The sequence below is a fragment of the Rhodococcus globerulus NBRC 14531 genome (genome assembly GCF_001894805.1).
Taxonomy (GTDB): domain Bacteria; phylum Actinomycetota; class Actinomycetes; order Mycobacteriales; family Mycobacteriaceae; genus Rhodococcus_F; species Rhodococcus_F globerula.
On record NZ_BCWX01000001.1, the window covers coordinates 751,391 to 775,201 of the forward strand.

The window sequence follows — 23,811 nt, forward strand, 5'->3', positions numbered from 1 at the left end:
GCTTAGTGTTCGGGGAATTACGGTGGGCACGCACCTGCGGCTTCGACGCACCAGCGACAAGCTTTCGGCACAATGGCAAGGGTGCAGCAATTGAGCCCTAACGCTTTCGACTCGACTTTCGGCGACGACGCCAAGCGTCGGGACCTCCGCAAGATGAAGTTCTTCGCGACCGGTCTCCTCGGTTTCGCGACGGTCGTCTATCTGTTCTGTCGATGGCAGGAATCACGCGGCGCGGGCGAGTGGGTCGGGTACGTGAGGGCTGCGTCCGAGGCAGGAATGGTCGGCGCGCTGGCGGACTGGTTTGCCGTCACGGCGCTGTTCCGTCATCCGATGGGCATACCGATTCCGCACACGGCGATCATCAAACGCAAGAAAGACCAGCTCGGGGCCAGTTTGAGTTCGTTTGTCGGTCAGAACTTCCTGGCCCCAGACGTTGTGTCCGCGAAGGTGCAGCAGGCACAGATCCCGCTGCGGCTCGGGACGTGGATGGCCGAGCGAGACAACGCTGCGCGTGTTGCCGCGGAGACGTCGACGATCCTGCGGGGACTGGTAGAAGTGCTGCGCGACGAGGACATTGCGCAGGTCATCGACCACACGATCGTCAAGCGGTTGGCAGAACCGATGTGGGGCCCGCCGATCGGCCGGGTACTCGGTGAGCTTCTGAAGGAGAACAAGCAACTGCCGATCATCGAACTGCTGGCCGAACGCGCCCATCAGTGGGCGCTCGGCAGTCAGGAGACCATCGACCGGGTGATCGTCCGGGACTCTCCCGCGTGGTCGCCGAAATTTGTCGATGCGATGCTCGGCGAGAAGATCTACAAGGAACTGGTCGAGTTCACGTGGAAGGTGCGGGCAAATCCCGAGCACGAGGTTCGGCTGGCGGCCAATCGCTTCCTGATCGATTTTGCGGACGATCTGCAGAACGATCCGGAGACGATCAAAAAAGCCGAGGGCATCAAGGCCGAGATCATGGGGCGAGAGGAAGTCACCGGACTCGCGTCGGCGACGTGGAAGGTCGCGAAGCGGCTGATCATGGAATCGGTCGACGATCCCAACAGCACCCTGCGGACCAAGGTCGCCGAGAACGTCGTCGGATTGGGCATCCGCCTGCGCGACGACGAGTCGATGCGAGGGAAGGTCGACGGGTGGCTGGCCGCCGGTACGACGTACATCGCGGAGAACTACACCGACGAGATCACCGGTGTCATCAGCGACACCGTCGAGCGCTGGGACGCCGAAGAAGCAAGTCGCAAGATCGAGCTTCAGGTCGGTCGTGATCTTCAGTTCATCCGCATCAACGGCACGGTGGTCGGCGCGATAGCCGGTCTGTTCATCTACACGGTGTCGACGCTGATCTTCGGCTAGTAATCGGCCCTCGAATGTGACGTGCACCCCAGTGCTAGCAGTAGTGCTTGCAATAGTTAGCACCCTCTCCTACTCTGGGAAATGTCCACAGGAAAGGGAAGACGCAATGTCTGCGAAGTCGACGAACTCCGATGAAGGAGAACGTGAATCATCCGGTGCCGCAGCCGGAGCCAGCGACTTGGCAGCGCGCGTCGTCAGCTCTGCGGCACACGACATCGGGGGATTCATTCGTGCGCAGCGCGAAGCCGCACAAGTCTCGATGCGCCAACTTGCACAGCTCGCCGGTGTAAGCAATCCGTACCTCAGCCAGATCGAACGAGGACTACGGAAACCGTCTGCCGACGTGCTCGCGCAAATAGCAAAAGGGCTCCGAGTGTCTTCGGAAGTCCTCTACGTCCAGGCCGGATATCTCGAACAACGGCCACATAGTCCGATCCGTGACGCCGTGCTCGCAGATACCTCCATCAGCGAGCGACAGAAACAAGTGCTGCTCGAGATCTACGACTCGTTCTGTCGGGAGAACGATTCGACGCGGCCCGCTGCAGTAGCCCAGAGCGCAGCCCCCACCACAATTCCGGACTCAGACCTCCCAGAAGGAGAACAACATGACCGATAAGACCGCCATCGACAACGTCAAGACCTCGATCTACGCCGCAGTCGGCGCCGGCGACCTCGTCGTCCAGGCCGTTGCCGACGTTGTTGCCCAGGTTCGTGAGCGCGCCGAGACCAGCCAGGACGAGGTCACGGGCCGCGTCGACGGTGCACGCGAAAAGTTCGCCGCAGTGCAGGGCGACGTCGTGGAAAGCGTTGAGGCTCTTCGTGAGCGTCTCGCCGGCCTGCCGTCCGAGCTGCCCGAGGAGCTTGCCGAGCTGCGCGAGAAGTTTGCACCCGACGAGCTCCGCAAGGTCGCCGAGGCATACCTCAAGGTTGCGGGCGATCTGTACAACTCGCTGGCAGAGCGCGGCGAAGATGCAGTTGAGCGCATCCGCAAGCAGCCGGCCGTCGAAGAGGGCATCGCCGCTGCGGAGTCCGCTCTCGGTGACGCTGTCGAGCTGACCGAAGACGCACTCGGAACCGTTGCCCGTCAGACGCGCGCCGTGGGCGAGCAGGCTGCCAAGCTGGCCGGCCGCGCTGCCGGACGCATCTCCGACACCGCCGAAGAGGTTGGCGAGAAGATCTCCGACGCCGGCGAGAAGATCGCCGATGTGGGCGACGAAGCTGCGCTCAAGGTCCTCGACCTCGGCGACCAGGCAGACGAGGCTTCCAAGGAAGCTGCAGCTCGCGTGACCGCTGCCGCATCCGATGTCCAGGAGCGCGCAACGGCCGCTGCCAAGAAGACTGAACCCGCCAAGGCTGCACCGGCCAAGGCTGCGCCGGCGAAGGCTGCTCCCGCGAAGGCTGCTGCCGCACCGGTGAAGGCTGCTCCGGCCAAGACCGCTGCACCGACGAAGGCTGCACCGACCAAGAAGGCTTGATCGGCAGGCTCGACAAGTGAGAAGGCTCCTGCGCTCTCGGGTGCAGGAGCCTTCTGTTCGTGATGTCGGACTACGGAAACTAGGATGTAAGACGTGGTAGCTGTGGATGGCATTATCGGCCTGATTTTTCTCGCACTGAAGTTGCTTGCCTTGGCAGGTGCTGTCTTCGCGATCGTGCATGCCGTGCGGCAGCGCCCTGACGCGTTCACCGCAGTCAACAAGCTGACCAAGCCGATCTGGCTTGGCATCCTTGTCGTCGCGGCTTTGGTGTTGTTGGTGACGTCTCCGGTGGGAATGCTGGGCATCATCGCGGTAGTCGCAATCTGCGTCTATCTCGTTGACGTGCGGCCTCGCGTGGACGACATCCAGCGCGGTCCGCGCTGGTAGCGCGTCTTTCGCAGTTCGTCCCCACCGGGGTGGCACTATGCGGTGCTATTGTGGGTTAACGGCAGTCACACATAGATTGCCGGTCCTCGTGGGGAGTGAACTGCGATGTCTGTCGAGCATGACCGATCTACGAACGATCGGCGCCCATCCCGACTGACGCGTGCCGGTGACCGCCAGGAAACAGCGTCCAAGCTCCTTGCCTCGGCTGCCCGCACGTCCTACGACCCGTTGATCGAAATCGACTGGGAAGCTCCCGTCCCCGGCGACCTGTACGGGATGAGCCCCGAGTGGTGCAGCCTCTACGGCACGCCGATGTGGGACGAGATGACGCAGCAACAACGCATCACGCTCACCATCCACGAGGCCGCCAGCATCGCCGGCACCGGCATCTGGTTCGAAATGATCCTCATGCAGATGCTCGTCCGCGACATCTACTTCCACGATCCTTCCACGGCGCACGTGCAATTTGCGCTCACCGAAATCGCCGACGAATGCCGGCACTCCACGATGTTTGCGCGCTCCGCAGCCAAATTCGGCGTCCCGTCCTACCGCCCGAAGACCTGGATCCGCACCGCTGCGCGCCCGTTCAAGGCCACGGCCACCGGATCCCTGGCCTACGGCGGAACACTCTTCGCCGAAGAAATCCTCGACATGATGCAACGCGAATTCATGCGAGACACCCGAGTACAACCGCTCACCCGAACCGTCAGCAGAATCCACGTGGTCGAAGAAGCCCGCCACATCAGATTCGCCCGCGAGGAAACCGTCCGACGAGCAGCCAACATCACCCGGTTCCAGCAAGCCCGCGTCCGGTTCGTCCTTGCCGTCACCGCTTACTTCGTGGTCACCAGCCTCGTGAACAAGAACGTTTACGCAGCCGCCGGACTCGACGCCGAAGCGGCAATCCACGCCGCCAAAAACAATGTCCACTACCACGACATGGTGCGTCGAGGATGCGCGAATACCGTCGAGTTTCTTACCGAGGTCGGCCTGATCGGCGGCCCGTCAACGATGTTGCTGCGCCGAGCGCACATCATCTGACACCCATCATCCGTATCGATTTTCTTTCGAATTCAGTCAGGGGTACATGCATGTCCAGCAGTTCGCGAACCACCACACTCCGGGTATTGGCCGGAGTTGCCGGAGCCGGAGCGTTTGCGGCAGCCGTCGCCGCTATCCGTCGTCGTAGCTCCACCAGAGGGCTCACTCTCGTTGCCGACGTCGAACCGAACGCACTCTTGAAGACCCCGACGTTCAAAGCGGACATCAGCGAACTGACCACCGAAGACGGCGCGATCATCAACATCCGGGCATACGGCCCCGTCGACGGTGATCCCATTGTTCTCAGTCACGGCTGGACCTGCTCAACCGAATTCTGGTACCCACAGGTCAACGCGCTGGCCGGCGAGTACCGGGTCATCACGTACGACCAGCGCGGACACGGACGCAGTACTGTCGGCACCCTTCCGCTTGGGCCCGACGTACTCGCCGACGATCTCTCGGCAGTGCTCGGAGCGACCGTCCGTGAAGACAAGAAAGCCGTCATCGTCGGACACAGCATGGGCGGCATGAGCATCATCGCGTGGGCCGGAAAGCACCCCGGCGACGTCAAGAAGTACGCGTCGGCGGTAATGCTGGCCAGCACGGCAAGTGACCGTCTGATTGCCGAAACCACCGTGATTCCGCTGCCGGAACGCTTCCCGCGGGTGCCGGTTCCGGTCGGCCGCGCCATCCTCAGCTCGCCCGTGCCATTCGTGTCCTCGGGCGCGATGACCAAGGCGATCCAGTACGTCTCGATGTCGCCCAACGCCACCAAAGCCGAAGTTCAGTTCTGCGAGAACATCGTTCGAGAGTGCAAGCCGCGCATCCGCGGCGGTTGGGGAGCGGCCCTGAGCACTCTCGACATTCACGAGGGACTCGACAATCTCGAAGTGCCGACCACCGTGCTCGTCGGATCACTCGACCGACTCACGCCACCCGTCCACGCACGCAAACTCGCGCAGGTGCTCGACGAAGCAGGCAACCTCGAACGGCTGATCGTGATTCCCGGTGTCGGTCACATGTCGTCCATCGAGAGCATCGACGAATTCGACCGCGAGATCGTGCGGTTGCGCAATCTCTAGCTGAACACCACAGTCTTGCGGCCGTGCACCAACACCCGATCTTCGAGGTGCCAGCGCAAACCGCGAGAAAGAACAAGCTTTTCGATATCGCGACCCTGGCGGACCATGTCGGCAACATCGTCGGCATGGTCGACGCGGATCACGTCCTGCTCGATGATCGGGCCGGCATCAAGTTCCGCGGTGACGTAGTGGCACGTCGCACCGATCAGCTTCACACCCCGAGCAAAAGCCTGGTGGTACGGGCGGGCCCCGATGAACGACGGCAAGAAGCTGTGATGGATGTTGATCGCGCGGCCCGCCCAGTGCTCGCACAGTGACTGCGGCAGAACCTGCATGAACCGAGCCAGGACAACCGCGTCCGGGTCATGGGCGTCGACCAGGGCGCGCACCTTCTCGAAGGACGGTCCGCGTTCGGCCGGGTCCTTGGGAAAGGGAACGTGGTGGAAGTCGATCCCGTGACGCTCGGTCACGCTGCGCAAATCCTCGTGGTTTCCGATGACGGCGCTGATTTCGGCTGGGAGTTCGCCGCCGGCCGCGCGTCCGAGGAGGTCGTGAAGGCAGTGACCTTCCTTGCTCACCAGCAGGACGATTTTCTTGGGAGCCCCCGAATCGTGCAGCGTCCACTCGGTTTCGGGTCCGATCTCGGCGGCAACGGCCTTGAAACGCTCACGCAGTTCCTCGATGCTGATACTCACCGACGATGCCCGCACTGCCTGACGAGTGAAGAACCAACCGGTGTCCGCGTCAGCGTGATACGCCGCTTCGACGATCCAGCCACCGACATCGGTGAGGAAAGACGAAATGCGCGCGACGATGCCCGTCGTGTCCGGGCAGCCGAGGGAGAGTACGTAGCGTCGATCATCAGTCGAGGGTGCAGCGGTCATACCGCCTAGTCTCTCAGGTGTCGCAGTGCCGCTCGACGCATGGTCGTATGCCAAGCTTTCTTTCATGGCCCACGCTGCGCTCACTCGTTCACAGGTTGCCGCAATGGTCGACCACACCCTGCTCAAACCCGAAGCCACGGCCGCCGACGTCACGGCGTTGATCGACGAGGCCCGGGAATTGGGCGTTCTCGCTGTGTGCGTCTCACCGTCGATGCTGCCGATCCGGGCCGACGGTCTGATCACCGCCGCTGTGGTCGGCTTTCCATCCGGCAAGCATCACTCCTTGGTGAAGGGTGCCGAGGCTCGTCTTGCCGTTGATCAAGGTGCCCGCGAGATCGACATGGTCATCGATGTCGGGGCAGCACTCGCCGGTGACTACAACGCTGTGCTTGCCGATGTACTCACCGTCCGTGAAGCCATGGGCGAGCACGCGGTGCTGAAGGTGATCCTCGAGACTGCGGCACTGCCCGACGAAGCGATAGTCGAATGCTGCCGCGCGGCAGTACATGCGGGCGCGAACTTCGTGAAAACCTCCACAGGTTTCCATCCCGCCGGCGGGGCAAGCGTCGAGGCTGTTGCGTTGATGGCCAAAACCGTCGGGCCGTCGGTGGGAGTCAAAGCCAGCGGTGGAATCCGCACGACGCAGGCAGCACTCGACATGATCGCTGCCGGTGCCACCCGCCTCGGGCTTTCGGGAACCCGTGCTGTGCTCGACGGTCTGGGGGAGTAGCACTGGATTACCCGATCGGAAGTGATTCAGACCTGATTCAAAACGGTGGCGGGTCGTTGCCGTAGTCGACGGGTTTGTGGGGCACCTGCTTTCGGGGCACATGTTTTCGGGGTGTGGAGATCGGGAAGGTTTGCCGCCGTTTGCGTTCCGCATTCTTCGCCGCCCGGTTTTGAATCTTGACGCGGCGATGTTTGCGTTCACTTCGGATGTGGGCGGCTTTGTTTTCCAGTCGTGTTCGTCGCGGTTTGCCGCCTTCCGGTGGCGGTGGTTCCTGTTGGCCGGCGAGTAGTCCGGCAGCTCTGGTGCGGTAGCAATGGCCTGTCTGCGAGGTCAGGGTGATGCTGTGGTCCGGGTTCGGGTGGAGTTGCCAGTTTCCGGAGTGCTTGAGGCGGTGGTGGTTGCGGCAGAACGCGCTCAGATTCGACGCGACGGTTTTCCCGCCGTTCGCGGGGTTGGTGTGGTTGAACGGATCGTTGTGGTCGAGGTCGCAGTTCCAGGCGGGGACATCGCAGTGCGGCCATTGGCAGCTTCCCGCGCTGACCCGCAGCCAGGTGTCGAGTGCCGCCCGGGGGCGGTACACAAACGCCGATGCCGGCGCAGGTGTCGGTTCGGGTTCAGCATCTGCCGGGACTCGCACTTCCCGAACGTCTGCGTCTTTCGCGATGGCGCGGGCATGCTCGGCGCTGATGACGCCATACCCGTCGAGATGCGCGGGTTCATCCGACCCTGCGCGCAGTGCGGAATCGTGTATCACCACATGCACGAGTGGCCGGCGAATGATGACAACACCGCTACGGTCCTGCGGGCAATCACCGCGGTCGCAGTCGCACACCAACACCGTCGAACCGCTCACCAACGCGCCCAACGCATCCGCGCGCCGCTGCTCATACGTACGGGAATCACGGCGACACACCGACATCGCCAACTCCCGCAACCTGCCGTCAAAGGCGCGGGCCTGCTCCGCCGGGATGCTGCCCAGGATGCGGGCCATGCCGTCCTCGGCGGCACTGACCCCCACGAACCTGTCGGCGAGGGCGCGGCGTCGTCGTTCCCGCATCCCCTCCGGATCGACCCGGGCCACGATCCGGTCGATCGCCGCCGTCAACCGGCGACCCGTCAACCCGATACCGCCGTCCACAGGTGGAGCCAACACCTGCTCGAGCAACAAGCGTTCGACCTCGTCGATCAACTCGTCACCGACATTCGCCGTCGCGGACTCGATCAACCCCACCCGATAGAAATCGAGTTCACCGCGGGCCATCGCCGCCCGCGTGCGATGCAACCGCGTCTTCAACGCAAAACCCAACCCGATGAGCTTCCCGGCCGCAGCACGCCCCATCGTGAGGACCGCGCCGACCTCGGATTCGGCCAACTCGTGCGCCGACGACGTCCACGTGCCGCCGTCGACATGCTCGGCGCTGCGGCGGGTGAAGAACTCCGCCACCACCGCCAGTTTCCGCTCGACCAACATCGCTTCACACGAATGCAACTCGGCCATCAAATCAACCAGGGCGCAATCGGTTTCGGTACCACTCAGCTGCGCTGAGATACCGAAACTTCCCACCCCCGGATCGAACATTCCCCAACCGTAATCGAAATTCTGTTCGAATAGAACGGTTATTCGAAATCAGTCGGAAAAGTCCGATAACAGGTAGAGATCAGGTGAGAATTCCGCAGCTGTCAGGGACTGCGGATGCATTCTGGGCCGAGGCATTGGCAACGGGCATCGCGTAGGCGCCGCCCTCGAGTGAAATCTCGATCGCGTCATCGGTAACGGTGAGCTCGGTGGGCTTCATGTCCAACGGGTAGGTCTGCAGGCTGTCGGTCAGAGTCTGGACGATGCCGTCGACCAGGTCGGTCGGAAGTCCGAATCCCAGGATCTCGGCGCCGACGGTTTGTACGTCGACAACTCCGTTCGAGATAGTCGGCTTGACCGTGAGCTTCGCGAGACCTGCCGGTCCGACGTCGAAGGCCAAAGTTCCCGCGGCGGAATCAGCCGTGACACCGGTGACAAGTCCGCCGAAGGTCTGTTCCTGGAGGGTGGCCAGGATTCCGGCAGTGGACCAGGTGACATCGGCGCTCGAGCTTCCGATGGTTCCGCTGTTTCCGTCGGACGGTTGGAGATTGATGTCGTTGACCTTTGCGTGGACCTGCATTCCCGTTGCCGGCCCGAATGACGAATCGTCACTGTCGATGGTGATGTACGGGACCTTCTTGTCGATGGCCTGAAGCAGGACAGGCTTCCAGCTCAAGCCCACGTCTACCTGCGAGCCGAGTTCACTCTGAAACTGGTCGGCCATGCAGCTTTTGACTTGATTGCGAACGTAGAGTTCTCCGCCGACAAGCGCTGCGACCAGTACAGCGATCACGACGAGCAGGATGATGAGCACACGATTGCGCGGGGGCGCGTTGTTTGCTGCGACAGTCATCTCAGGGATTCTTCCCGACGACTCTGAACGAACTCTGTGAATACGCGCCCATCCGATACTGTGATCTGAAACACAGAATGCCGTAGCCTGGCGGAAAAGCGCTCCAGACGGTCACCGGAGGTGGTCATGGCTCCAGACTATGAAGCACTCGAATTGTTGGCACTGCGCCAATGTGGGTTTGTTGCGACTGATCAGGCCGCCGCCCTGGGTTTTTCCGGCAGTGACTGGGACTGGCTCTTGGAATCCGGAACCTGGGTTTCGGAGTGTCCGGGGCTGTTCCGACTGGATCGGGTGCGCCGCACCGCGATGGACGAGTTTGCCAAATGGTGTACGTGGTTTGCCGGCCGAGCAACCGTTTCGCACTACAGCGCTGCCGAACTTCACGGTCTCGGCCACTTACAGCCACGGTTCCTGCACTTGTCCGTCGGAGTGCCCGTTTCGGCGCCGACTCGTCAGCTTGCTCTGCACCGATGCTTGCTCGCGGAATCGGAATGCGAGCAGTTCGGAGCCATTCGAATTACGACGCCGGTGCGTACTGTCCTCGACATTGCGTCGGGTGGCATTTCCCAGGACCTGCTCAACGAAGTGGTGTCCGACGGCGTCGCGATCGGTCGACTCGACGCCCATGAGTTGTACCGCTCGTGCGAGAACGCCGCTGTCGACGTGGCTGTTCGCGTGGAATTGGCACTCACCGCAAGCCTGTAGTCGTAACCGACCTTGTGCCAAATGCACCAATTTGGCGAAAAGGGTAGTTGCGTTACAGGCAAAGGGATAACGTCACGGCATCAAAGCAGATGGACACTTGTCCTAGACACCTGTACTGGACGCCTGTCTGCTCCGTCGTCGAGAGGGATGTCTGTGAGTGGTGTTCGCCGTGTTGTCGGTGGTTTGAGTGTTTTTGCTGTTGCTGCGGGTTTCGTGGCGGTTGCGGGTGTCGGGGTTGCGGGGGCTGCTCCGGTGACGGCTGAATTCAATTCGAGTGGTTACAAAATCACTCGAACAATCAGTGACGGGACGCCGTCCGAAGGTGATCTGATCACCTCCACCACGGTATTCAAGCGGACCGACTTTGTGGTCAATTATCTGTACGCGGTTCGGGATTTTCATCCGTCGTGCATGACGTATGTCGAGGGTTCGGCGAAGGTGAACGGGAAGGCGTACGCGCCGGAGACTCCGGTGAGCACTGACTCGGTGCGCGTGAGCGCGAGCATCACCGATTGGCCGTTGTATCAGAACAATACGAAGTCGTTCGAGTTTCAGTATCGGGTCGGCGCAGGGTGTGAGCGCGGTAATGATTTGGCGAGCACAGTGCATTTCGACGGTTCGGCTTGGGTGAATGACACGACAAGCGGTCGTGGTCCGTCGATCAATGTTCGGAAGAACGTGTCGTCGACTGTCGTGTCGCCGGTCAGCAGTGCCCAGGTGGGGCAACCGGTGACGTTGAGCGCGACGGTGACCGGTGGTGCCGACGGTGATCCGGTGGAGTTCTTCGACGCCGGTTCCAAGATCGGCGCCGGCACGCTCGCCAATGGTGTTGCCACACTTGACTGGACACCGACCACTCGTGGGAATCACTCGATTACCGCGAAGTTCGCCGGCACCGCGAGAGCTGTCGAGTCGACATCGGCGGCGCTGAACGTGAATGTCTCGCAGGCTGATTCTCCGTCGACTACAGCGCTGGCGCCGATCTCGGGCGCTCAGGTGGGTAAGTCGACCACCCTCAAGGCGACAGTGTCTGCGCCGGGAACGGGTGGGACGGTGACGTTCAAGGTCGGCGCCACGGTTCTGGCTTCGGTGCCGGTCGCCGGCAATGGCGAAGCCACTTACGCCTGGGTTCCGACGGTTGCGGGCGCGCAGACGGTTGAAGCTGTGTTCGCGGGCCGATCCGGTGTCACCGGGTCGAGCACCACAGCGAGTACGACAGTTGCCGAGCAACCAGTCGGAACGACAGATTCCACAACAGTTCTCAGCGCCGGAGCGGGTCAAGTCGGTGTTGCGCAGACCGTTTCGGCTCAGATCAACCCGGCAAACGCCGGTGGCACAGTCACCTTTAAGGACGGTGAGTCGGTCATCGGCACAGCAACGGTCGATTCTTCCGGCAAGGCCGGCATTTCGTGGACGCCGGCAACTCAGGGCCAGCGCGTCGTAACGGCCGAGTACTCGGGCGCCGGAACAGTGACGGCTTCGGCCGATCAGGTCTCCGTTCAGATCGCAGCACCCGTCGACGGCGGAGAGCCAGGTACAGGCGGAACAGGTTCGCTCGGCAACCTTGGAAACATCTTCGGCTCCTAAGGCATTCGACACCTGGTGATGCCCCGTCCGCGTGAAGCGGTGGGGCATCACCCATATCGCTCGCTTCTCGAGAAGGAAAATCTATGTCTGTTGGTTCTGCACGCCGTGTTGTCGGTGGTGTGAGTGTGTTTGCTGTTGCTGCGGGTTTCGTGGCGGTTGCGGGTGTCGGGGTTGCGGGTGCTGCTCCGGTGACGGCGGAGGGAAATGTGCACGGTTACCATGTTGTGCGCACTATTTCGAACGGAACGCCCAGTGTGGGTGAGACGATTACCGTGAAGTCGGTACTGACTCGAACTGGTTCCCTCGAATACTTGCAGCAGGTCAAGGATGTTCATCCGGATTGTCTTACCTATGTGACGGATTCGGCCAAGGTTGACGGTTCGGTGATCGGCCGTGACAAGGTCGAGGTTGCTGCCGACTACGAGAAGATCTCTGGCAGTTGGGCGGTTTACTGGGATGGTGGTCTGATCAATCCGAAGTACCGAACGGTTGAGTTCAGTTATACGGTCGGTGCGGGTTGTGCTCGTGGTGTGGATTTGACGACTGAGTTGCATGTGAGTGGGACTTTGGGGTCGGGGCAGCTCAAGGGTGTCGGTCCGTCGATCAGCGTCGCGAAGAACGTGTCGACGACGACGCTGTCCCCGGTCAGTGGCGTGCAGTTGGGGCAGTCAGTTCCGCTGAAGGCGACGGTTACCGGTGGCGGCGACGGTGATTCGGTGGAATTCTTCGACGCCGGTTCCACGATCGGCACTGGCACGCTCACCAATGGTGTTGCCACACTTACCTGGACACCGACCGGCGTCCGCACACACACCGTGACGGCCAAGTACCTCGGCAACACGAAGGTGGCAACCTCGACGTCGTCGGCAGTCGACGTCGTTGTGTCCGAAGCGGACAAGTTCACGGCAACCACGATCACCGGCCCAACGACTGCGGACGCAGGTGAGTCCGTGACTCTCGAGGCTTCGGTCTCGCCTGTTCCGGTGGGCGGCACGGTGCAGTTCAAGGACGGCACAACCGATCTCGGTCGCGCAACGACCGTCGACGCCAACGGCAAGGCCTCGCTGACGGATTCCTATGCAGCCGGTGAGCATTCGATCGTGGCGGTGTACTCCGGTTCCGGTCTTTACCAGACCTCGACGTCGACGCCGCATACCTTGACGGTCGCTCCCGTCGTGGTCGAGCAGAGCACCACGACCACCCTCGTCGGTCCGTCGAGCGCTTCGACAGGAGAGGAATTGTCGTTTACTGCCACGGTGTCGACCGGCGCTGCGGGCGGCACGGTGCAGTTCAGGGAAGGGGCCAGAGATATGAGCTCGCCGATTCCCGTAGACGCCTTGGGTAAAGCCACGATCACACCGACGTTCAACGACGCCGGTGAATACAACATCACCGCAGTGTTCTCCGGTTCGGGGAACTTCCTGGGTTCGACCTCGAGCGTTCAGACTGTGAAGGTCGCCGCGCCGGCTCCCGTCGATCAGCAGACCCAGACGGTCTTGACTGTTCCCGCGAACGCAAAAACCGGTACGGCAGTGGGTCTTTCCGTGACGGTCACGCCGGCTCCGTCAGGTGGCACGGTGCAGTTCAAGGATGGTTCGGGCACTCTCGGCCTGCCCGTGGTGGTTGTCGACGGCAAGGCGTCGATGATGCATGAGTTCGGCAGCGTCGGTACTCACGACATCACGGCGGTGTACTCGGGTGCGAGCGGATTCCTCACGTCTACCTCGGTCGTGCAAGCGATTTCGGTCACGGCTCCGGCCGCAGAAGATCAGGAAACGTCTATCACCGTGAGCGCTCCGGCGTCCGCCACGAAGGGCGCAAAGGTAGATCTGGCTGCTGCCGTTGTACCTACGCTCAACGGCGGGACGGTCCAGTTCATGGACGGCGCCACCCCGATCGGCGGACCGGTTGCGGTAGTGAACGGTAAGGCGACACTCTCGCATGCCTTCACCGAGGTCGGCGATCGTCGGATCACCGCGGTGTTCAGCGGAACTGACGGATACCTCGGTTCCGAGACGCAGGCCGGCGTCACCGTCAAGGTCACGGCAGAGCCTGGCACCGGCGCTCCGACCGGTTCGCTCGGAGACCTGGGCGCCATCTTCGGTTCCTAGCTCGAAGCAGCATTGACGACACGCCCCGCCGCAGAGAACACCTCCGCGGCGGGGCGATTCGTGTCTGTGAGGTCAGGGGTTCGGGGCGACAACGTGCCATGGCACGGTCAGGATGCAGTCACGCACGCGTCGCCGCGCCGGTTGAACCGGAATGCCCTGCCCACGAAGTATTTCCAGTGCCGCCGCCCAGCGGTGTCTGGGGCCGAACGACGCATGGGGCGCCGCAGTGGCCCACGCGCGATCCGCGGCCGTGAGTAGCGCGTGAATCGGTTCTCCCGGAACATTGCGGTGAATGAGGGCCTTGGGCAACCGTTCTGCGATGTCTGACGGTTTCTCGATGTCGAAGGGATCCCACGCCAAGGTGAGGGTCAGGGGTCGGTGCGCATCGAGCAGCACCCAGGCGCACCGACGCCCCAGCTCGTCGCACGTCCCGTCGAGGATCAAACCGCCAGGCGCCAAACCGGACTGAATGTGCGACCACGCCGATTCCACCGCGTCTTCGGGGTACTGGCGCAAAACGTTGAAAGCGCGAACGAAAATCGGTGACAGGCCGGCCAATTCGAACCCGCCGCGCGCGAAACTGACTCCGTTGCGGCTTTCCACCACGCGGGCGGGGTCGATTTCGAGTCCGATGACCCGGCGGTCGCGTCGTACCGCGGTGAGTCGGTCGGCCATCTCGAACGTCGTGTCGGGGCGGGCGCCGTAGCCGAGGTCGACTATCAATGGGTCGGCAGCGTCGTGCAGTGCCCGTTGAACGGCCCGGTTGTGCACGAGCCAGCGGTCGCTGCGCCGCAGACGGTTGATGCCGGTTGTGCCGCGTGTGATGACACCCTCGATCTTCGGGGGTGGAGCAGTCCTCACCGGGGGTCAGCGAGCGGCGAGCCAGGTCGCGGTGACCTGAGCTTCGGTGCGGAACAGATCGACAAGATTGGTGAGCATCAGCTCTTCCAACTTCCCGCCGACAAAGGGGATGTGCACTTTGGCTTCCGACGACGTCCGCAAGGTGCATCCTGTTTCGGTGCCGAACAGTTCCATGGTTCCGGTGAGACTGCCCGGTCCGGCCGGGATGGAGGCCTCGTAGGTTCCGGTTACCGTGTCACCGAACGGGCTGTAGGACTCGGTGCGCGTGATGATCAGGTCGTTGCGCATGACGGTCTGCGCGATATCGGGCAGATCGGTGCGTGGCAGGACGTGGTGCAGGACGAGTTCGATTCCGGAATCGCTGACCTCGAAATGTTCCACCCGATTTTCGGAATGCTTGCGCATCTCCTCGACCCGGGCGTCCCAGTATCCGCGATCGGTCAGTGCTCCGTAGACCTGTTCGGGGGAGTGCTGGTAGCGGGCGGAGTAGTCGATGCGTCGAGCCATGATCGCAAACGATACCGGCTACCTGCTGTTACAGAAAAAACCTACCCCGCCCGCAACGCCCTATTTTGCGATCCAGTCCCGCGTGAAGTCCTGCTCGGCCTCGATCAGACGGGTGACCTCGTCGACGATCGCGCTTTCGATCTTGCCGCCGAAAATCGGGATCTTGACCTCGACCTCGCCGGTGGCACTCAAGGTGCAACCCGTGTCGTCTCCGCTGAGCACCTGGGTGCCCTCGATGCGGGCAGGGACGCCGTCGACGTGCGCCGAGAAGGTTCCCGTCGCGGTTCCGCCGTTGAGCGGTGCGATGGTCTCGCTGCGCTTGATGACGATGTCACCCTTGATGAAGTTGGAGACCATGGAGGGAAGGTGCTCGGCTGGAATGACCTGAGACATGGTGACTGCGACGGTTTCGTCCCGGACAGTCAGTTCGTCGATGGTGGCGCCAGGGCCACCTACTGCGGCGATACGGTCACGCCAGTACTGCTCCGACGTCACCGCCTCATGGACCTTGGCGACGGGGACGGTGTACTTCGATGAATGCTCGATGCGACGGCTCACGATTGTGGAGGCTACCGTTTACCGATGTGTGGGACGTAACCATTGGCCAACGCGTCGTAGATTCCGGCGCTTTCGTGTCCGAGAACATTGACCTGTCCGGATTGACGACGCTCCGGGTAGGAGGACCTGCGCGGCTGCTCGCGGAATGCCCGACGACGCAGTCTCTGGTCGACGTCGTTCGGCTTCTCGATCGTGAAAACGTGCCGACGCTGATCTTGGCGGGCGGGTCGAATCTCGTCATTTCGGACGAGGGTTTCGACGGAGTTGTGGTTCGTGTGGCGAACACCACGGTGACCCTCGACACGGATCGTGTTGTCGCCGAGGCCGGCGCCGTGTGGGACGAGGTGGTTGGTCAATCCGTCGCCGCGGAATTGGGCGGACTCGAAGCCCTGTCGGGAATCCCTGGTTCGACGGGCGCAACCCCGGTGCAGAATGTCGGCGCATACGGCGTCGAGGTGGGCTCGCGACTTCGGCGGGTCCAGTTGCTCGATCGCCGCACCGGAGAGGTGTCCTGGGTCGATCCGTCGACTCTGCAACTCGGCTACCGCTCGAGCGTCCTCAAGCATTCGGACGCAGCGCTGGTTCTGGCGGTCGAACTCGACGCGACAACGGATGGACTGAGCGCGCCCCTGGCTTACCGGGAACTGTTCACGGCACTCGATGCTCAGGAAGGTGATCGATTGCCGTCGTCGCAGGTCCGCGAAGCTGTTCTGGGTTTGCGCGCCGGTAAGGCGATGGTGCTCGACCCTTACGATCACGACACGTGGAGCGCGGGTTCCTTCTTCACCAACCCGGTTGTGCCCGAGGATCGGTTGCCCGCAGTTCTTTCCGCTATTACGACGCAGCTCGGGGAAGTGACTGTCCCGCAGTATCCGGGGGTCGGCGGAACCAAGCTGTCTGCGGGGTGGCTGATCGAACGAGCCGGCTTTTCCAAGGGATACCCGGGCGAGGACGCGCCGGCTCGGTTGTCGACTCGTCACACACTCGCCCTGACAAACCGCGGCGACGCGAAGTGCTCGGACATCGTGGCTCTCGCCCGCACCGTGCGAGACGGCGTGGACGCCGCGTTCGGTGTGCGTCTCGAGCCGGAACCGGTCACCGTGGGTTGCCGGATATGAGCTGACAATCGTTAGCGCGGGTAGCCTGTTGAGGTGCATCAGCTGGGTATTCGGAGAAAACGTTCGCGTCTTGCTGCTTTGGTAGCTGTTCTGCTTGCGGCGATGCTCGCTGTTGCGGGATGCACCATCGGTGGCGCCGAGACGGCCGGCGAGGCATCACCAGCTGACAAGGCACCCGTTGCGCAGGTTGTCGAGACGCCGGTTGTCGGTGCCAGGGACGTCAGCCCGATCGCCCCGGTATCCGTCACAGTCACCGGCGGCACTCTCGACGAGGTTGCGCTGAACAACTCTGCGGGTACCCCCGTCGCAGGTCAGCTGTCTGCGGACCGGACGTCTTACGTCGTCAGCGAGGCTCTCGGGTACGCGGCCACGTATTCGTGGTCTGGTTCCGCCACCGGCACGGACGGAAAAACCGTTCCCGTCGAGGGCAGTTTCACAACGTTGGCACCCGATTCGCAGACCGGCGGCACCCTCAACATCGCCGACGGTCAGGAAGTCGGAATAGCAGCGCCGATCACCCTCCAGTTCGACAACTCCGTCGTCGACAAAGCAGCAGTGGAGAAGGCGCTTGTTGTCACGAGCGTTCCGGCGACCGCAGGTTCATGGGCGTGGCTGCCGGACGATAACGGGGGCTCGCGCGCGCATTGGCGTCCCGCCGAGTACTGGGTCCCGGGAACCGTCGTTCATCTGGACGCGAAGCTGTACGGACTGAACTACGGCGGCGGCGCGTACGGCGATCAGGACCTCACTCTCGATTTCACTATCGGTCGTAGTCAGATCGTGAAGGCAAACGCGCCCAGCCACCGTATGCAGGTCGTCCGCGACGGCCAGACGATCATGGACATCCCCGTCAGCTACGGCGAAGGCAACGAGGCCCGCAACGTCACGCGCAGCGGCATCCACATGGTGACCGAGAAGTACGAAGATTTCCTCATGTCCAATCCGCCGTTCTACGAGAACGTCCGCGAACGGTGGGCCGTTCGCATTTCCAACAACGGTGAGTTCATCCACGCAAACCCGCAAACCACGGGAGTTCAAGGTTCGTCGAACGTCACCAACGGATGTATCAATCTCTCGATGTCGGATGCGCAGGAGTATTTCGGAACCGCGCTGTACGGCGACCCCGTCGAGGTGACCGGGACGTCGATCGACCTCTCCGCCGCCGACGGCGACATCTACGACTGGGCGATCGATCTCCCGACCTGGAAGTCCATGTCCGCGCTCGCCTGAGCAACAAGAATCTTTTCTCTCGACGGAACCCCTGGCATCACCGATGCGTCTATCCAGGTAGACGCGGATGAATTCGGGGGATAGTCGTGAGTCTTCATGATGTTGTGGCGGATGGTCTCGCCCTTGTGGCATCGGTGCCCGGTCGTGTCGCCGATGTGGCATTGGCCCCGACCGCTGTGCTCCAACATTTCACCGACGATCGCGGCGAGTTCGACGACACAATCGCCGAAGCATCAAAGGTCGCCGACCTGGAACGCGAAGTGAACTGGGCAATCCGCGATGCACTGACTCCGCGGGCGACGGCGTTGGAGTACAGCGAACACGCCATTATTGAAGACGATCCCTTCGACGCGATGTCTCATGCTCAGATTTTTGCGCATGTCGACGAGATGAAGCCCGACATTCTTGTCGCGATCAGTAAGGCCTGGACCGAGATATCGGAGCGGGTTGTGAATGGAATCTCGGCCTTCAACCTCGCCGTCGGATCGGCAATCGGTGACGGCTGGCAGGGCAAGGGTGGATCTGCGGCCTTGGAGGCTGTTCTTGCGTACTCAGCTGACGGACAGGAACTTCAGACACGAGTGCAACTGGTAGCCAACAAAGTCGAAGAAGCAAAGATCGCACTGGGACAGGCAAAACAGTCGATACCGCGTCCAAGCGACGCATCGCTTGGGGAACAGCTCATCAGCATGATTCCAGGGGAGTCGTGGCGTCAGGCGCAACATGAAGCCGAAGAAGCGGAGCGACTGGCGCGCCAGGTCATGAAGGAGATGTACCTGCCGTACATGAAACGTGCCGATGATCAGGTTCCCGTTCTGCCGCCCGCATTCAATCCCATCACCTCCGGCGGCGGAACCTCCGGCGGCCGTAGTCCGTTCCAGACCGGTACCGATCAGATGTCGTACGAGCAAGCGGCATCCGCTGCGGGCAACTACCAAACATCTGGCGGTGGTAGCGGATTGGAACAGCGCACAGCTGATTCGCCAGGTGGCGCCGGGACAGACCCGACGGTCGGCGGCGCGGGTAACGGTGCTTCGGCTGGTGGATCAGGTGCGACGCCAGGCGCTGCGCTCGGCGACAGCGGACGGGTATCCGGGTCGGGAATCGGCCGGAGTGAAAGTGGTTCCGGGCCGGCGACTACCTCGGCGGCTTCCGCTGTGCCGCAGTCTGTCGGCAGTGGGTCCATCCCTGGTGTCGGACATGGCACCGGACTTGGTGGAGGTACCGGTCTCACCGGCGGACCTGGGAGTGGCGGATTTGGCGGTGGCGGATCTGCAGGTGGGGCAGGTGGCGGCATCGCGGGCGGTGGATCAGGCGCCAATGGATTGGGCGGCAGTGGTTTGGGCGGCAGTGGTTTGGGTGGCAGTGTGGCAGGCGGCGGCCTGGGCAGTGCCGGCGGCAGCGGTGCCCGCGGCGGTGCGGCAGGCAGTCTCGGAGCAGCCGGTAGCCGGGGCATGATGGCCGGCGGAATGGGAGGCATGGCAGGCGGCCGCGGACAAGGCGACGACGACAAGATGCACGAGACGCCGGGCTACCTCATCACTCTCGACAACGGAAACGAACTGATCGGGGACCTGCCGATGGTCACGCCGCCGGTGCTGGGGCAGTGAACACTGGTGCTGGGGCAGTGAACACTGGTGCTAGGGCAGTGAACACTGGTGCTGAAGCAGTGAACACACAGTCACAGTGGCGCTTCACAGGAATGGAATTCCAGATTCTGTGGGAAGCCGTAGGTCGGGACAGATTGCCGTACCCATTGAAATTCCGTCCGGCGGCCGAAACCATGACCGAACTGACTATGCAGCGGAAAAACGCGGCACTGCGGATCCGGCAGATTCTCGACGAGAGTATGACCGACGCGTTGCAGATACTGGCGGAGCCCACTGTACGCATCGAAGTGTCAGGATTTCACGGCGCCCGGATGAACACGGTGACACGGCTGCACGGTGCGATCGCCGGCGAGTGGGGAGTGCTGGTTGAGCAGTTGCCAGGTGCGGCAGCTGATTCCGGCTCCGATGTTGTTCTTTCGGTGCAACGGGCGTCGGTGCTGGTGTCCGCGATGGTGACGCACCTGCCGCAATGCCAGGCGGGGAAGGTTCGGGTCGCGTCGGCTCGGAACACGAAACATATTCCGGGAGAGTCGATCCTGAGTCGAGCCGACGATTCGCGACCAGCGCAGGAGCTGGTGAGGTTCTTTCGTCGGCCGCGCACGTCGATCGGTGAAATCACTATCTCGTCGGGCAGTGCCATAGACAGCAGGCCGAACCGGGGTGACGTTGTCTTTCAATGGAACGACTTTGCCGACGACGGTAGGTACATCGTGAGAGGTGGTGAAACGCTCAGCGCTGTTGCGGCTTCCGCCCTCGACGTGGAAACGGCGATCATGGCCGCCGTTTCCACGAAGAGGCAACAACGCTAGGTGGTTGGGCTTGTGCTAGGTCGTAGTGCGGTGGAAGCGTCCAGCACCTGCCTGATCGCGAGGACGCACGACGATCTGATCCAGGTTCACATGTGACGGACGTGCCGCGACAAAGCCGATGATCTCGGCGATGTCCTGAGCCACAAGCGGAGTGATGCCTTCGTACACCTTGTCGGCCTTCTCCTGATCGCCCTCGAAACGGACCAGGGAGAATTCGGTTTCGACGGCGCCGGGAGCGATCTCCGTCAACCGAACGGGCTTGCCCAACAATTCGCCGCGCAGGGTCCGATGCAGAACGGCCTGAGCATGTTTGGCGGTGGTGTACCCGGAACCGTTGTCGTATGCCTCGAGTGCGGCGATCGAGGTGATGGTGACCACCAAACCGTCGCCGGAGTCGATGAGCTTGGGCAGCAACGCTTTTGTGACCCGCAAAGTGCCCAGCACATTGGTTTCCCACATCCAGCGCCAGTCGTCGAGATCGGCCTCCATGACTGTCGCCAGGCCCTTGGCGCCGCCCGCATTGTTCACCAGGACGTCGACGCGGGGCAGGACCGCGGCAAATGCGTCGACGGAATCCTCGTCGGTGACGTCGAGTTCGAGCGCAGTGCCGCCGATCTCCTCGGCGATCTTCTCGAGGCGATCGAGGCGCCGGGCCCCGATCACCACGTGAAATCCCTGATCGGCAAGCGTGCGGGCAGTGGCCTCGCCGATTCCGGAGCTGGCTCCGGTGACAACAGCGACGCGGGCATCGGAAGAAATGGTCATGACGTAATCGTAGGGCTAGTCGGCCGCGTACTCTGCCTCCCGCTCGATGGATTCGATGTGACGGGCCGGGACCTGGACGGTTCCCGGGGTGTACGTGACGGCTCGGAGCGCGCCGCTGTAGCGGAAGCTGCCGCGTCGCCCGTGCAGGTCCCAGGACACCGGTCCACGCGCATCGACGCCGACCGAGATGCCGGTCCACGGCGCCATGCCCACAAGTTGGACCTGATCGCGGAGGTGGCCGGCCGGAACGCCGTCGACGCTGACGTCGAGGTTCCAGCGCAGGCGCGGCGCGACTCTCACCGCAACGTCGATGCGGGTGCTGCCCACCGCGAGCGGCCCGGTGTCGATGCTTCGGTAGTCCCCGAACGCGTTGTATCCGAGATGGAGATGGCCGTCTTCGACGTACAGGATGTACCCGCCTTGGGGGTCGCCGTGCGCTACGAGGACGCCGGAGTCGCCGCCCTGGTAACCGCTCAGTTCTACGGTGATGTCGAAGTCGCGGAAGGCGATGAGCCGAGACGATCGGTATCGCTCGAGGGTTGGGGTTCCTGCCAGGATTCGCACCGGCCGCGACAGCGCTTGTTCTTCGGGCCGACGCACCGCTCCGACGCCGTTGCCCAACAGCGGGAAGACGGTGTTCGCCCACGCCGAGTTGTCCCAGGCGTCGGCAAGTTCGCGGACCTTGTCCGGGTACTGCGCGGCGAGATTGTTCAGTTCGGTGGGGTCTGCGGTGACGTCGAACAGTTGCCAGTCGGGTTCGTCGATGTTGTCGGGTGCCAGCGCCAGCAGTTTCCAGCCGTCCTTGTAGTACCCGCGGTTGCCGGTCATTTCGGTGTATTGCTCGGTGTGGGAGCTCGGTGCCACCGGTGAATGCAGAACGTGGGCAGCCGAGACTCCGTCGAACTCCTTGGCGGGAAGGCCATGACGCACGGTCGGAACGTCGATGCCCGCAAGATCGAGGAGGGTGGGGGTCAGATCGGTGACGTAGGCAAACTGGTCTCGAATGCCGTTGTCGGCCGCAGCCGGTTTGATACCGGCCGGCCACGACAGGACAAACGGCACTCGGACGCCACCGGCAAACGACTGGCCCTTGTAGAACCGGAACGGGGTGTTGGACGTCTGTCCCCATCCGCGAGGGTAGTGAACACCCAACTGTGGCCCACCGATCAACGATTCGTCGTGCGGGACGTCGCCTACCCACTCGGGATCCTGCACGTGCGCGAATTGCGCGAAGTAGCTGCGCGTGCCGTCCGAACCACCCTCGGCCGTGCCACCGTTGTCGGAGGTGAAGACGATGATGGTGTTGTCCAACTCTCCGAGTTCTTCGAGCGTCTCGACAATGCGGCCAACGCTTTGATCAACCGAATCCACCATGCCTGCATAGACTTCCATGTAGCGGGCAAACCGCGACTGTTGCTCCGATGTCAGGGAATCCCATTCGGGAACGTCGAAGCCAGGCTCGGAATTACGCGGTGCTTGCCGCGTACCTTCGGGGAACAGTCCCGCCGCGAGCTGAGCAGCAAAGCGGGATTCGCGGATTCGGTCCCAGCCTTCGTTGTAGCGGCCCCGGTACTTGGCTTGATCTTCGGGTTTGGCTTGCAACGGCCCGTGCATGGCGACGTGCGCAAAGTAGAGGAAAAACGGTTTCTCCGCATCGTGAGCCCGGAGGTCCTTGATGTAGCTGACAGCTTTGTCGGTGAGATCGTCTGTCAGATAGTAATTCTCGGGATACTCGTCGACGTCGACGACGGAGTTGTCGGAGATCAATTGATTGGGGTAGTAGAAGGAATTGAGGCCTTCGAGTGATCCGTAGTAGCGGTCGAATCCGCGCTGCGTCGGCCAGGAGTCGCGGCTGCGACCCGGCGCGAGGTTGGCGTCACGCACAAGGTGCCATTTACCGACGGCGTATGTGGCGTAACCGGATTCGCGAAGAATCTCAGGCAGGGTCAGGATGTCGTCACCAAGCTCGAGCCGTAAGCCCGGGTAGCCGGGGTCTGCGTTTGCCACGAACCCGTATCCCGCGCGATGTGGATTGACTCCGGTCAGGAGCGCTGCCCGAGAGGGGGAGCACAGCGGCGTCGTGTGATAGTTGGTGAGCCGAACACCTTGTGCAGCAAGTCGGTCCAGGGTCGGTGTCTCGATCTCCGATCCGAACGGGCCGATGTCGCTGTATCCCATGTCGTCGATCAAGACGACCACGATGTTGGGGGCATCCGACGCCGGTGACGCTGTCGACGGCCAAGACGGGATCGAGTCGGCTGCGGTACGGCCGATCCGCCCACCGAACCCCTCGTAGCCGCGTGCGTGTGGTGGGGGAGTGGTGTCTGCGCCGGTCATGTCAGCACTAAAACAGCTGTATTTGCGGTTGGCCATAGTTGCATTCACTGTGATCGTTACCGCACCCGATTTGTGAAACTGGGCAGAGCTGCTATTTTTGGATCTATGTCGACCGACCAGCCTGCCGCTTTGCGCGTCACCTATGTGACCGCTGCGTTGGGGTCGCGTCTGCCTCTGGCACGCGAACTGTGTTGTTGCCGCCGTTCTTTCTGCAGCTAAT

At 62.4% G+C, this 23,811-nt stretch carries 22 protein-coding genes; 14 read left to right on the plus strand and 8 right to left on the minus strand.

Translation table 11 applies throughout. The annotated features are described in order from the left end of the window. Window positions 1-81 precede the first annotated feature (81 nt). The 6 genes from RG2_RS03285 to RG2_RS03310 all read left to right on the plus strand — a co-directional run bounded on the left by RG2_RS03285 (window position 82) and on the right by RG2_RS03310 (window position 5,350). Window positions 82-1,365 (plus strand): DUF445 domain-containing protein, encoded by a 1,284-nt coding sequence (locus RG2_RS03285; RefSeq protein WP_033235788.1) that lies wholly within the window; start codon window positions 82-84, stop codon window positions 1,363-1,365. 106 nt (window positions 1,366-1,471) lie between these two features. Next, on the plus strand, window positions 1,472-1,981 hold the full coding sequence (locus RG2_RS03290) for a helix-turn-helix domain-containing protein (protein ID WP_033235532.1): 510 nt from the start codon (window positions 1,472-1,474) through the stop codon (window positions 1,979-1,981). After that, window positions 1,971-2,840 carry a heparin-binding hemagglutinin gene (locus tag RG2_RS03295; RefSeq protein WP_033235531.1) on the plus strand — a complete coding sequence of 290 codons (870 nt, stop codon included), beginning with the start codon at window positions 1,971-1,973 and terminating at the stop codon, window positions 2,838-2,840. The genes RG2_RS03290 and RG2_RS03295 overlap by 11 nt, the downstream gene beginning before the upstream one ends. Window positions 2,841-2,933: 93 nt before the next feature. Beyond that, window positions 2,934-3,227, plus strand: coding sequence for a DUF2516 family protein (locus tag RG2_RS03300; RefSeq protein ID WP_033235530.1), 294 nt, complete (start codon window positions 2,934-2,936; stop codon window positions 3,225-3,227). A 105-nt stretch (window positions 3,228-3,332) separates the two neighbouring features. Continuing rightward, window positions 3,333-4,268 (plus strand): AurF N-oxygenase family protein, encoded by a 936-nt coding sequence (locus RG2_RS03305; protein ID WP_033235529.1) that lies wholly within the window; start codon window positions 3,333-3,335, stop codon window positions 4,266-4,268. Window positions 4,269-4,318: 50 nt separating this feature from the next. Beyond that, window positions 4,319-5,350, plus strand: a complete 1,032-nt coding sequence (locus tag RG2_RS03310; RefSeq protein ID WP_033235528.1) for an alpha/beta fold hydrolase — start codon at window positions 4,319-4,321, stop codon at window positions 5,348-5,350. Here the strand turns inward: RG2_RS03310 and purU are convergent. Beyond that, window positions 5,347-6,234: a formyltetrahydrofolate deformylase gene (gene purU, locus RG2_RS03315; protein ID WP_033235527.1), complete on the minus strand. Its 888-nt coding sequence runs from the start codon at window positions 6,232-6,234 to the stop codon at window positions 5,347-5,349. The two genes, RG2_RS03310 and purU, sit on opposite strands and share 4 nt — an antisense overlap. A gap of 64 nt (window positions 6,235-6,298) precedes the next feature. On the opposite strand from purU, the gene deoC reads away from it, so the two are divergent. Further along, on the plus strand, window positions 6,299-6,964 hold the full coding sequence (deoC, locus tag RG2_RS03320) for a deoxyribose-phosphate aldolase (RefSeq protein WP_033235526.1): 666 nt from the start codon (window positions 6,299-6,301) through the stop codon (window positions 6,962-6,964). A 37-nt stretch (window positions 6,965-7,001) separates the two neighbouring features. On the opposite strand, the gene RG2_RS03325 is transcribed toward deoC, so the two are convergent. Next, window positions 7,002-8,543, minus strand: coding sequence for an HNH endonuclease signature motif containing protein (locus tag RG2_RS03325; protein ID WP_072782290.1), 1,542 nt, complete (start codon window positions 8,541-8,543; stop codon window positions 7,002-7,004). Window positions 8,544-8,622: 79 nt separating this feature from the next. Further along, window positions 8,623-9,393, minus strand: coding sequence for an LmeA family phospholipid-binding protein (locus RG2_RS03330; RefSeq protein WP_033235524.1), 771 nt, complete (start codon window positions 9,391-9,393; stop codon window positions 8,623-8,625). Between the two features lie 126 nt (window positions 9,394-9,519). Between RG2_RS03330 and RG2_RS03335 the strand changes: the two genes are divergently transcribed. The 3 genes from RG2_RS03335 to RG2_RS03345 all read left to right on the plus strand — a co-directional run bounded on the left by RG2_RS03335 (window position 9,520) and on the right by RG2_RS03345 (window position 13,796). Continuing rightward, window positions 9,520-10,098 (plus strand): type IV toxin-antitoxin system AbiEi family antitoxin domain-containing protein, encoded by a 579-nt coding sequence (locus RG2_RS03335; RefSeq protein WP_033235523.1) that lies wholly within the window; start codon window positions 9,520-9,522, stop codon window positions 10,096-10,098. Between the two features lie 147 nt (window positions 10,099-10,245). Further along, window positions 10,246-11,685, plus strand: a complete 1,440-nt coding sequence (locus tag RG2_RS03340; RefSeq protein ID WP_033235522.1) for an Ig-like domain-containing protein — start codon at window positions 10,246-10,248, stop codon at window positions 11,683-11,685. A gap of 83 nt (window positions 11,686-11,768) precedes the next feature. Further along, window positions 11,769-13,796: an Ig-like domain-containing protein gene (locus RG2_RS03345; protein WP_033235521.1), complete on the plus strand. Its 2,028-nt coding sequence runs from the start codon at window positions 11,769-11,771 to the stop codon at window positions 13,794-13,796. A gap of 72 nt (window positions 13,797-13,868) precedes the next feature. On the opposite strand, the gene RG2_RS03350 is transcribed toward RG2_RS03345, so the two are convergent. The 3 genes from RG2_RS03350 to RG2_RS03360 are packed head-to-tail and all read right to left on the minus strand — an operon-like array spanning window position 13,869 to window position 15,722. Further along, window positions 13,869-14,657: a hypothetical protein gene (locus RG2_RS03350; protein ID WP_033235520.1), complete on the minus strand. Its 789-nt coding sequence runs from the start codon at window positions 14,655-14,657 to the stop codon at window positions 13,869-13,871. Between the two features lie 6 nt (window positions 14,658-14,663). Continuing rightward, complete coding sequence (locus RG2_RS03355) at window positions 14,664-15,164, minus strand: DUF2505 domain-containing protein (protein WP_033235519.1); 501 nt, start codon at window positions 15,162-15,164, stop codon at window positions 14,664-14,666. 60 nt (window positions 15,165-15,224) lie between these two features. Next, entirely contained in the window at window positions 15,225-15,722 is a 498-nt protein-coding gene (locus tag RG2_RS03360) for a DUF2505 domain-containing protein (protein ID WP_033235518.1), read from the minus strand. Between the two features lie 74 nt (window positions 15,723-15,796). On the opposite strand from RG2_RS03360, the gene RG2_RS03365 reads away from it, so the two are divergent. From RG2_RS03365 to RG2_RS03380, 4 genes are all read left to right on the plus strand, one after another. Then, window positions 15,797-16,840 (plus strand): UDP-N-acetylmuramate dehydrogenase, encoded by a 1,044-nt coding sequence (locus tag RG2_RS03365; protein ID WP_051730646.1) that lies wholly within the window; start codon window positions 15,797-15,799, stop codon window positions 16,838-16,840. Between the two features lie 33 nt (window positions 16,841-16,873). Further along, window positions 16,874-18,070, plus strand: coding sequence for a L,D-transpeptidase (locus tag RG2_RS03370; RefSeq protein ID WP_033235517.1), 1,197 nt, complete (start codon window positions 16,874-16,876; stop codon window positions 18,068-18,070). Between the two features lie 86 nt (window positions 18,071-18,156). Next, window positions 18,157-19,680, plus strand: a complete 1,524-nt coding sequence (locus RG2_RS03375; RefSeq protein ID WP_133637945.1) for a hypothetical protein — start codon at window positions 18,157-18,159, stop codon at window positions 19,678-19,680. Between the two features lie 59 nt (window positions 19,681-19,739). Further along, window positions 19,740-20,489, plus strand: a complete 750-nt coding sequence (locus RG2_RS03380; RefSeq protein ID WP_133637946.1) for an ESX secretion-associated protein EspG — start codon at window positions 19,740-19,742, stop codon at window positions 20,487-20,489. A gap of 15 nt (window positions 20,490-20,504) precedes the next feature. Here RG2_RS03380 and RG2_RS03385 read toward each other — a convergent pair whose 3' ends face one another. Both RG2_RS03385 and RG2_RS03390 read right to left on the minus strand, forming a co-directional pair. Next, complete coding sequence (locus RG2_RS03385; RefSeq protein ID WP_033235516.1) at window positions 20,505-21,254, minus strand: SDR family NAD(P)-dependent oxidoreductase; 750 nt, start codon at window positions 21,252-21,254, stop codon at window positions 20,505-20,507. Window positions 21,255-21,269: 15 nt separating this feature from the next. Beyond that, a complete protein-coding gene (locus tag RG2_RS03390) occupies window positions 21,270-23,591 on the minus strand; it encodes an arylsulfatase (protein WP_033235784.1) in 2,322 nt (773 codons plus the stop codon). Window positions 23,592-23,811: the final 220 nt, after the last annotated feature.

Excerpts from the sequence above, each read along its gene's own strand:
- RG2_RS03290 (WP_033235532.1), top strand. The coding sequence starts at position 1,472 with ATGTCTGCGAAGTCGACGAACTCCGATGAAGGAGAACGTGAATCATCC.
- RG2_RS03295 (WP_033235531.1), top strand. The coding sequence starts at position 1,971 with ATGACCGATAAGACCGCCATCGACAACGTCAAGACCTCGATCTACGCC.
- RG2_RS03305 (WP_033235529.1), top strand. The coding sequence starts at position 3,333 with ATGTCTGTCGAGCATGACCGATCTACGAACGATCGGCGCCCATCCCGA.
- RG2_RS03310 (WP_033235528.1), top strand. The coding sequence starts at position 4,319 with ATGTCCAGCAGTTCGCGAACCACCACACTCCGGGTATTGGCCGGAGTT.
- purU (WP_033235527.1), bottom strand. The coding sequence starts at position 6,234 with ATGACCGCTGCACCCTCGACTGATGATCGACGCTACGTACTCTCCCTC.
- deoC (WP_033235526.1), top strand. The coding sequence starts at position 6,299 with ATGGCCCACGCTGCGCTCACTCGTTCACAGGTTGCCGCAATGGTCGAC.
- RG2_RS03325 (WP_072782290.1), bottom strand. The coding sequence starts at position 8,543 with ATGTTCGATCCGGGGGTGGGAAGTTTCGGTATCTCAGCGCAGCTGAGT.
- RG2_RS03330 (WP_033235524.1), bottom strand. The coding sequence starts at position 9,393 with ATGACTGTCGCAGCAAACAACGCGCCCCCGCGCAATCGTGTGCTCATC.
- RG2_RS03335 (WP_033235523.1), top strand. The coding sequence starts at position 9,520 with ATGGCTCCAGACTATGAAGCACTCGAATTGTTGGCACTGCGCCAATGT.
- RG2_RS03340 (WP_033235522.1), top strand. The coding sequence starts at position 10,246 with ATGTCTGTGAGTGGTGTTCGCCGTGTTGTCGGTGGTTTGAGTGTTTTT.
- RG2_RS03345 (WP_033235521.1), top strand. The coding sequence starts at position 11,769 with ATGTCTGTTGGTTCTGCACGCCGTGTTGTCGGTGGTGTGAGTGTGTTT.
- RG2_RS03355 (WP_033235519.1), bottom strand. The coding sequence starts at position 15,164 with ATGGCTCGACGCATCGACTACTCCGCCCGCTACCAGCACTCCCCCGAA.
- RG2_RS03385 (WP_033235516.1), bottom strand. The coding sequence starts at position 21,254 with ATGACCATTTCTTCCGATGCCCGCGTCGCTGTTGTCACCGGAGCCAGC.
- RG2_RS03390 (WP_033235784.1), bottom strand. The coding sequence starts at position 23,591 with ATGACCGGCGCAGACACCACTCCCCCACCACACGCACGCGGCTACGAG.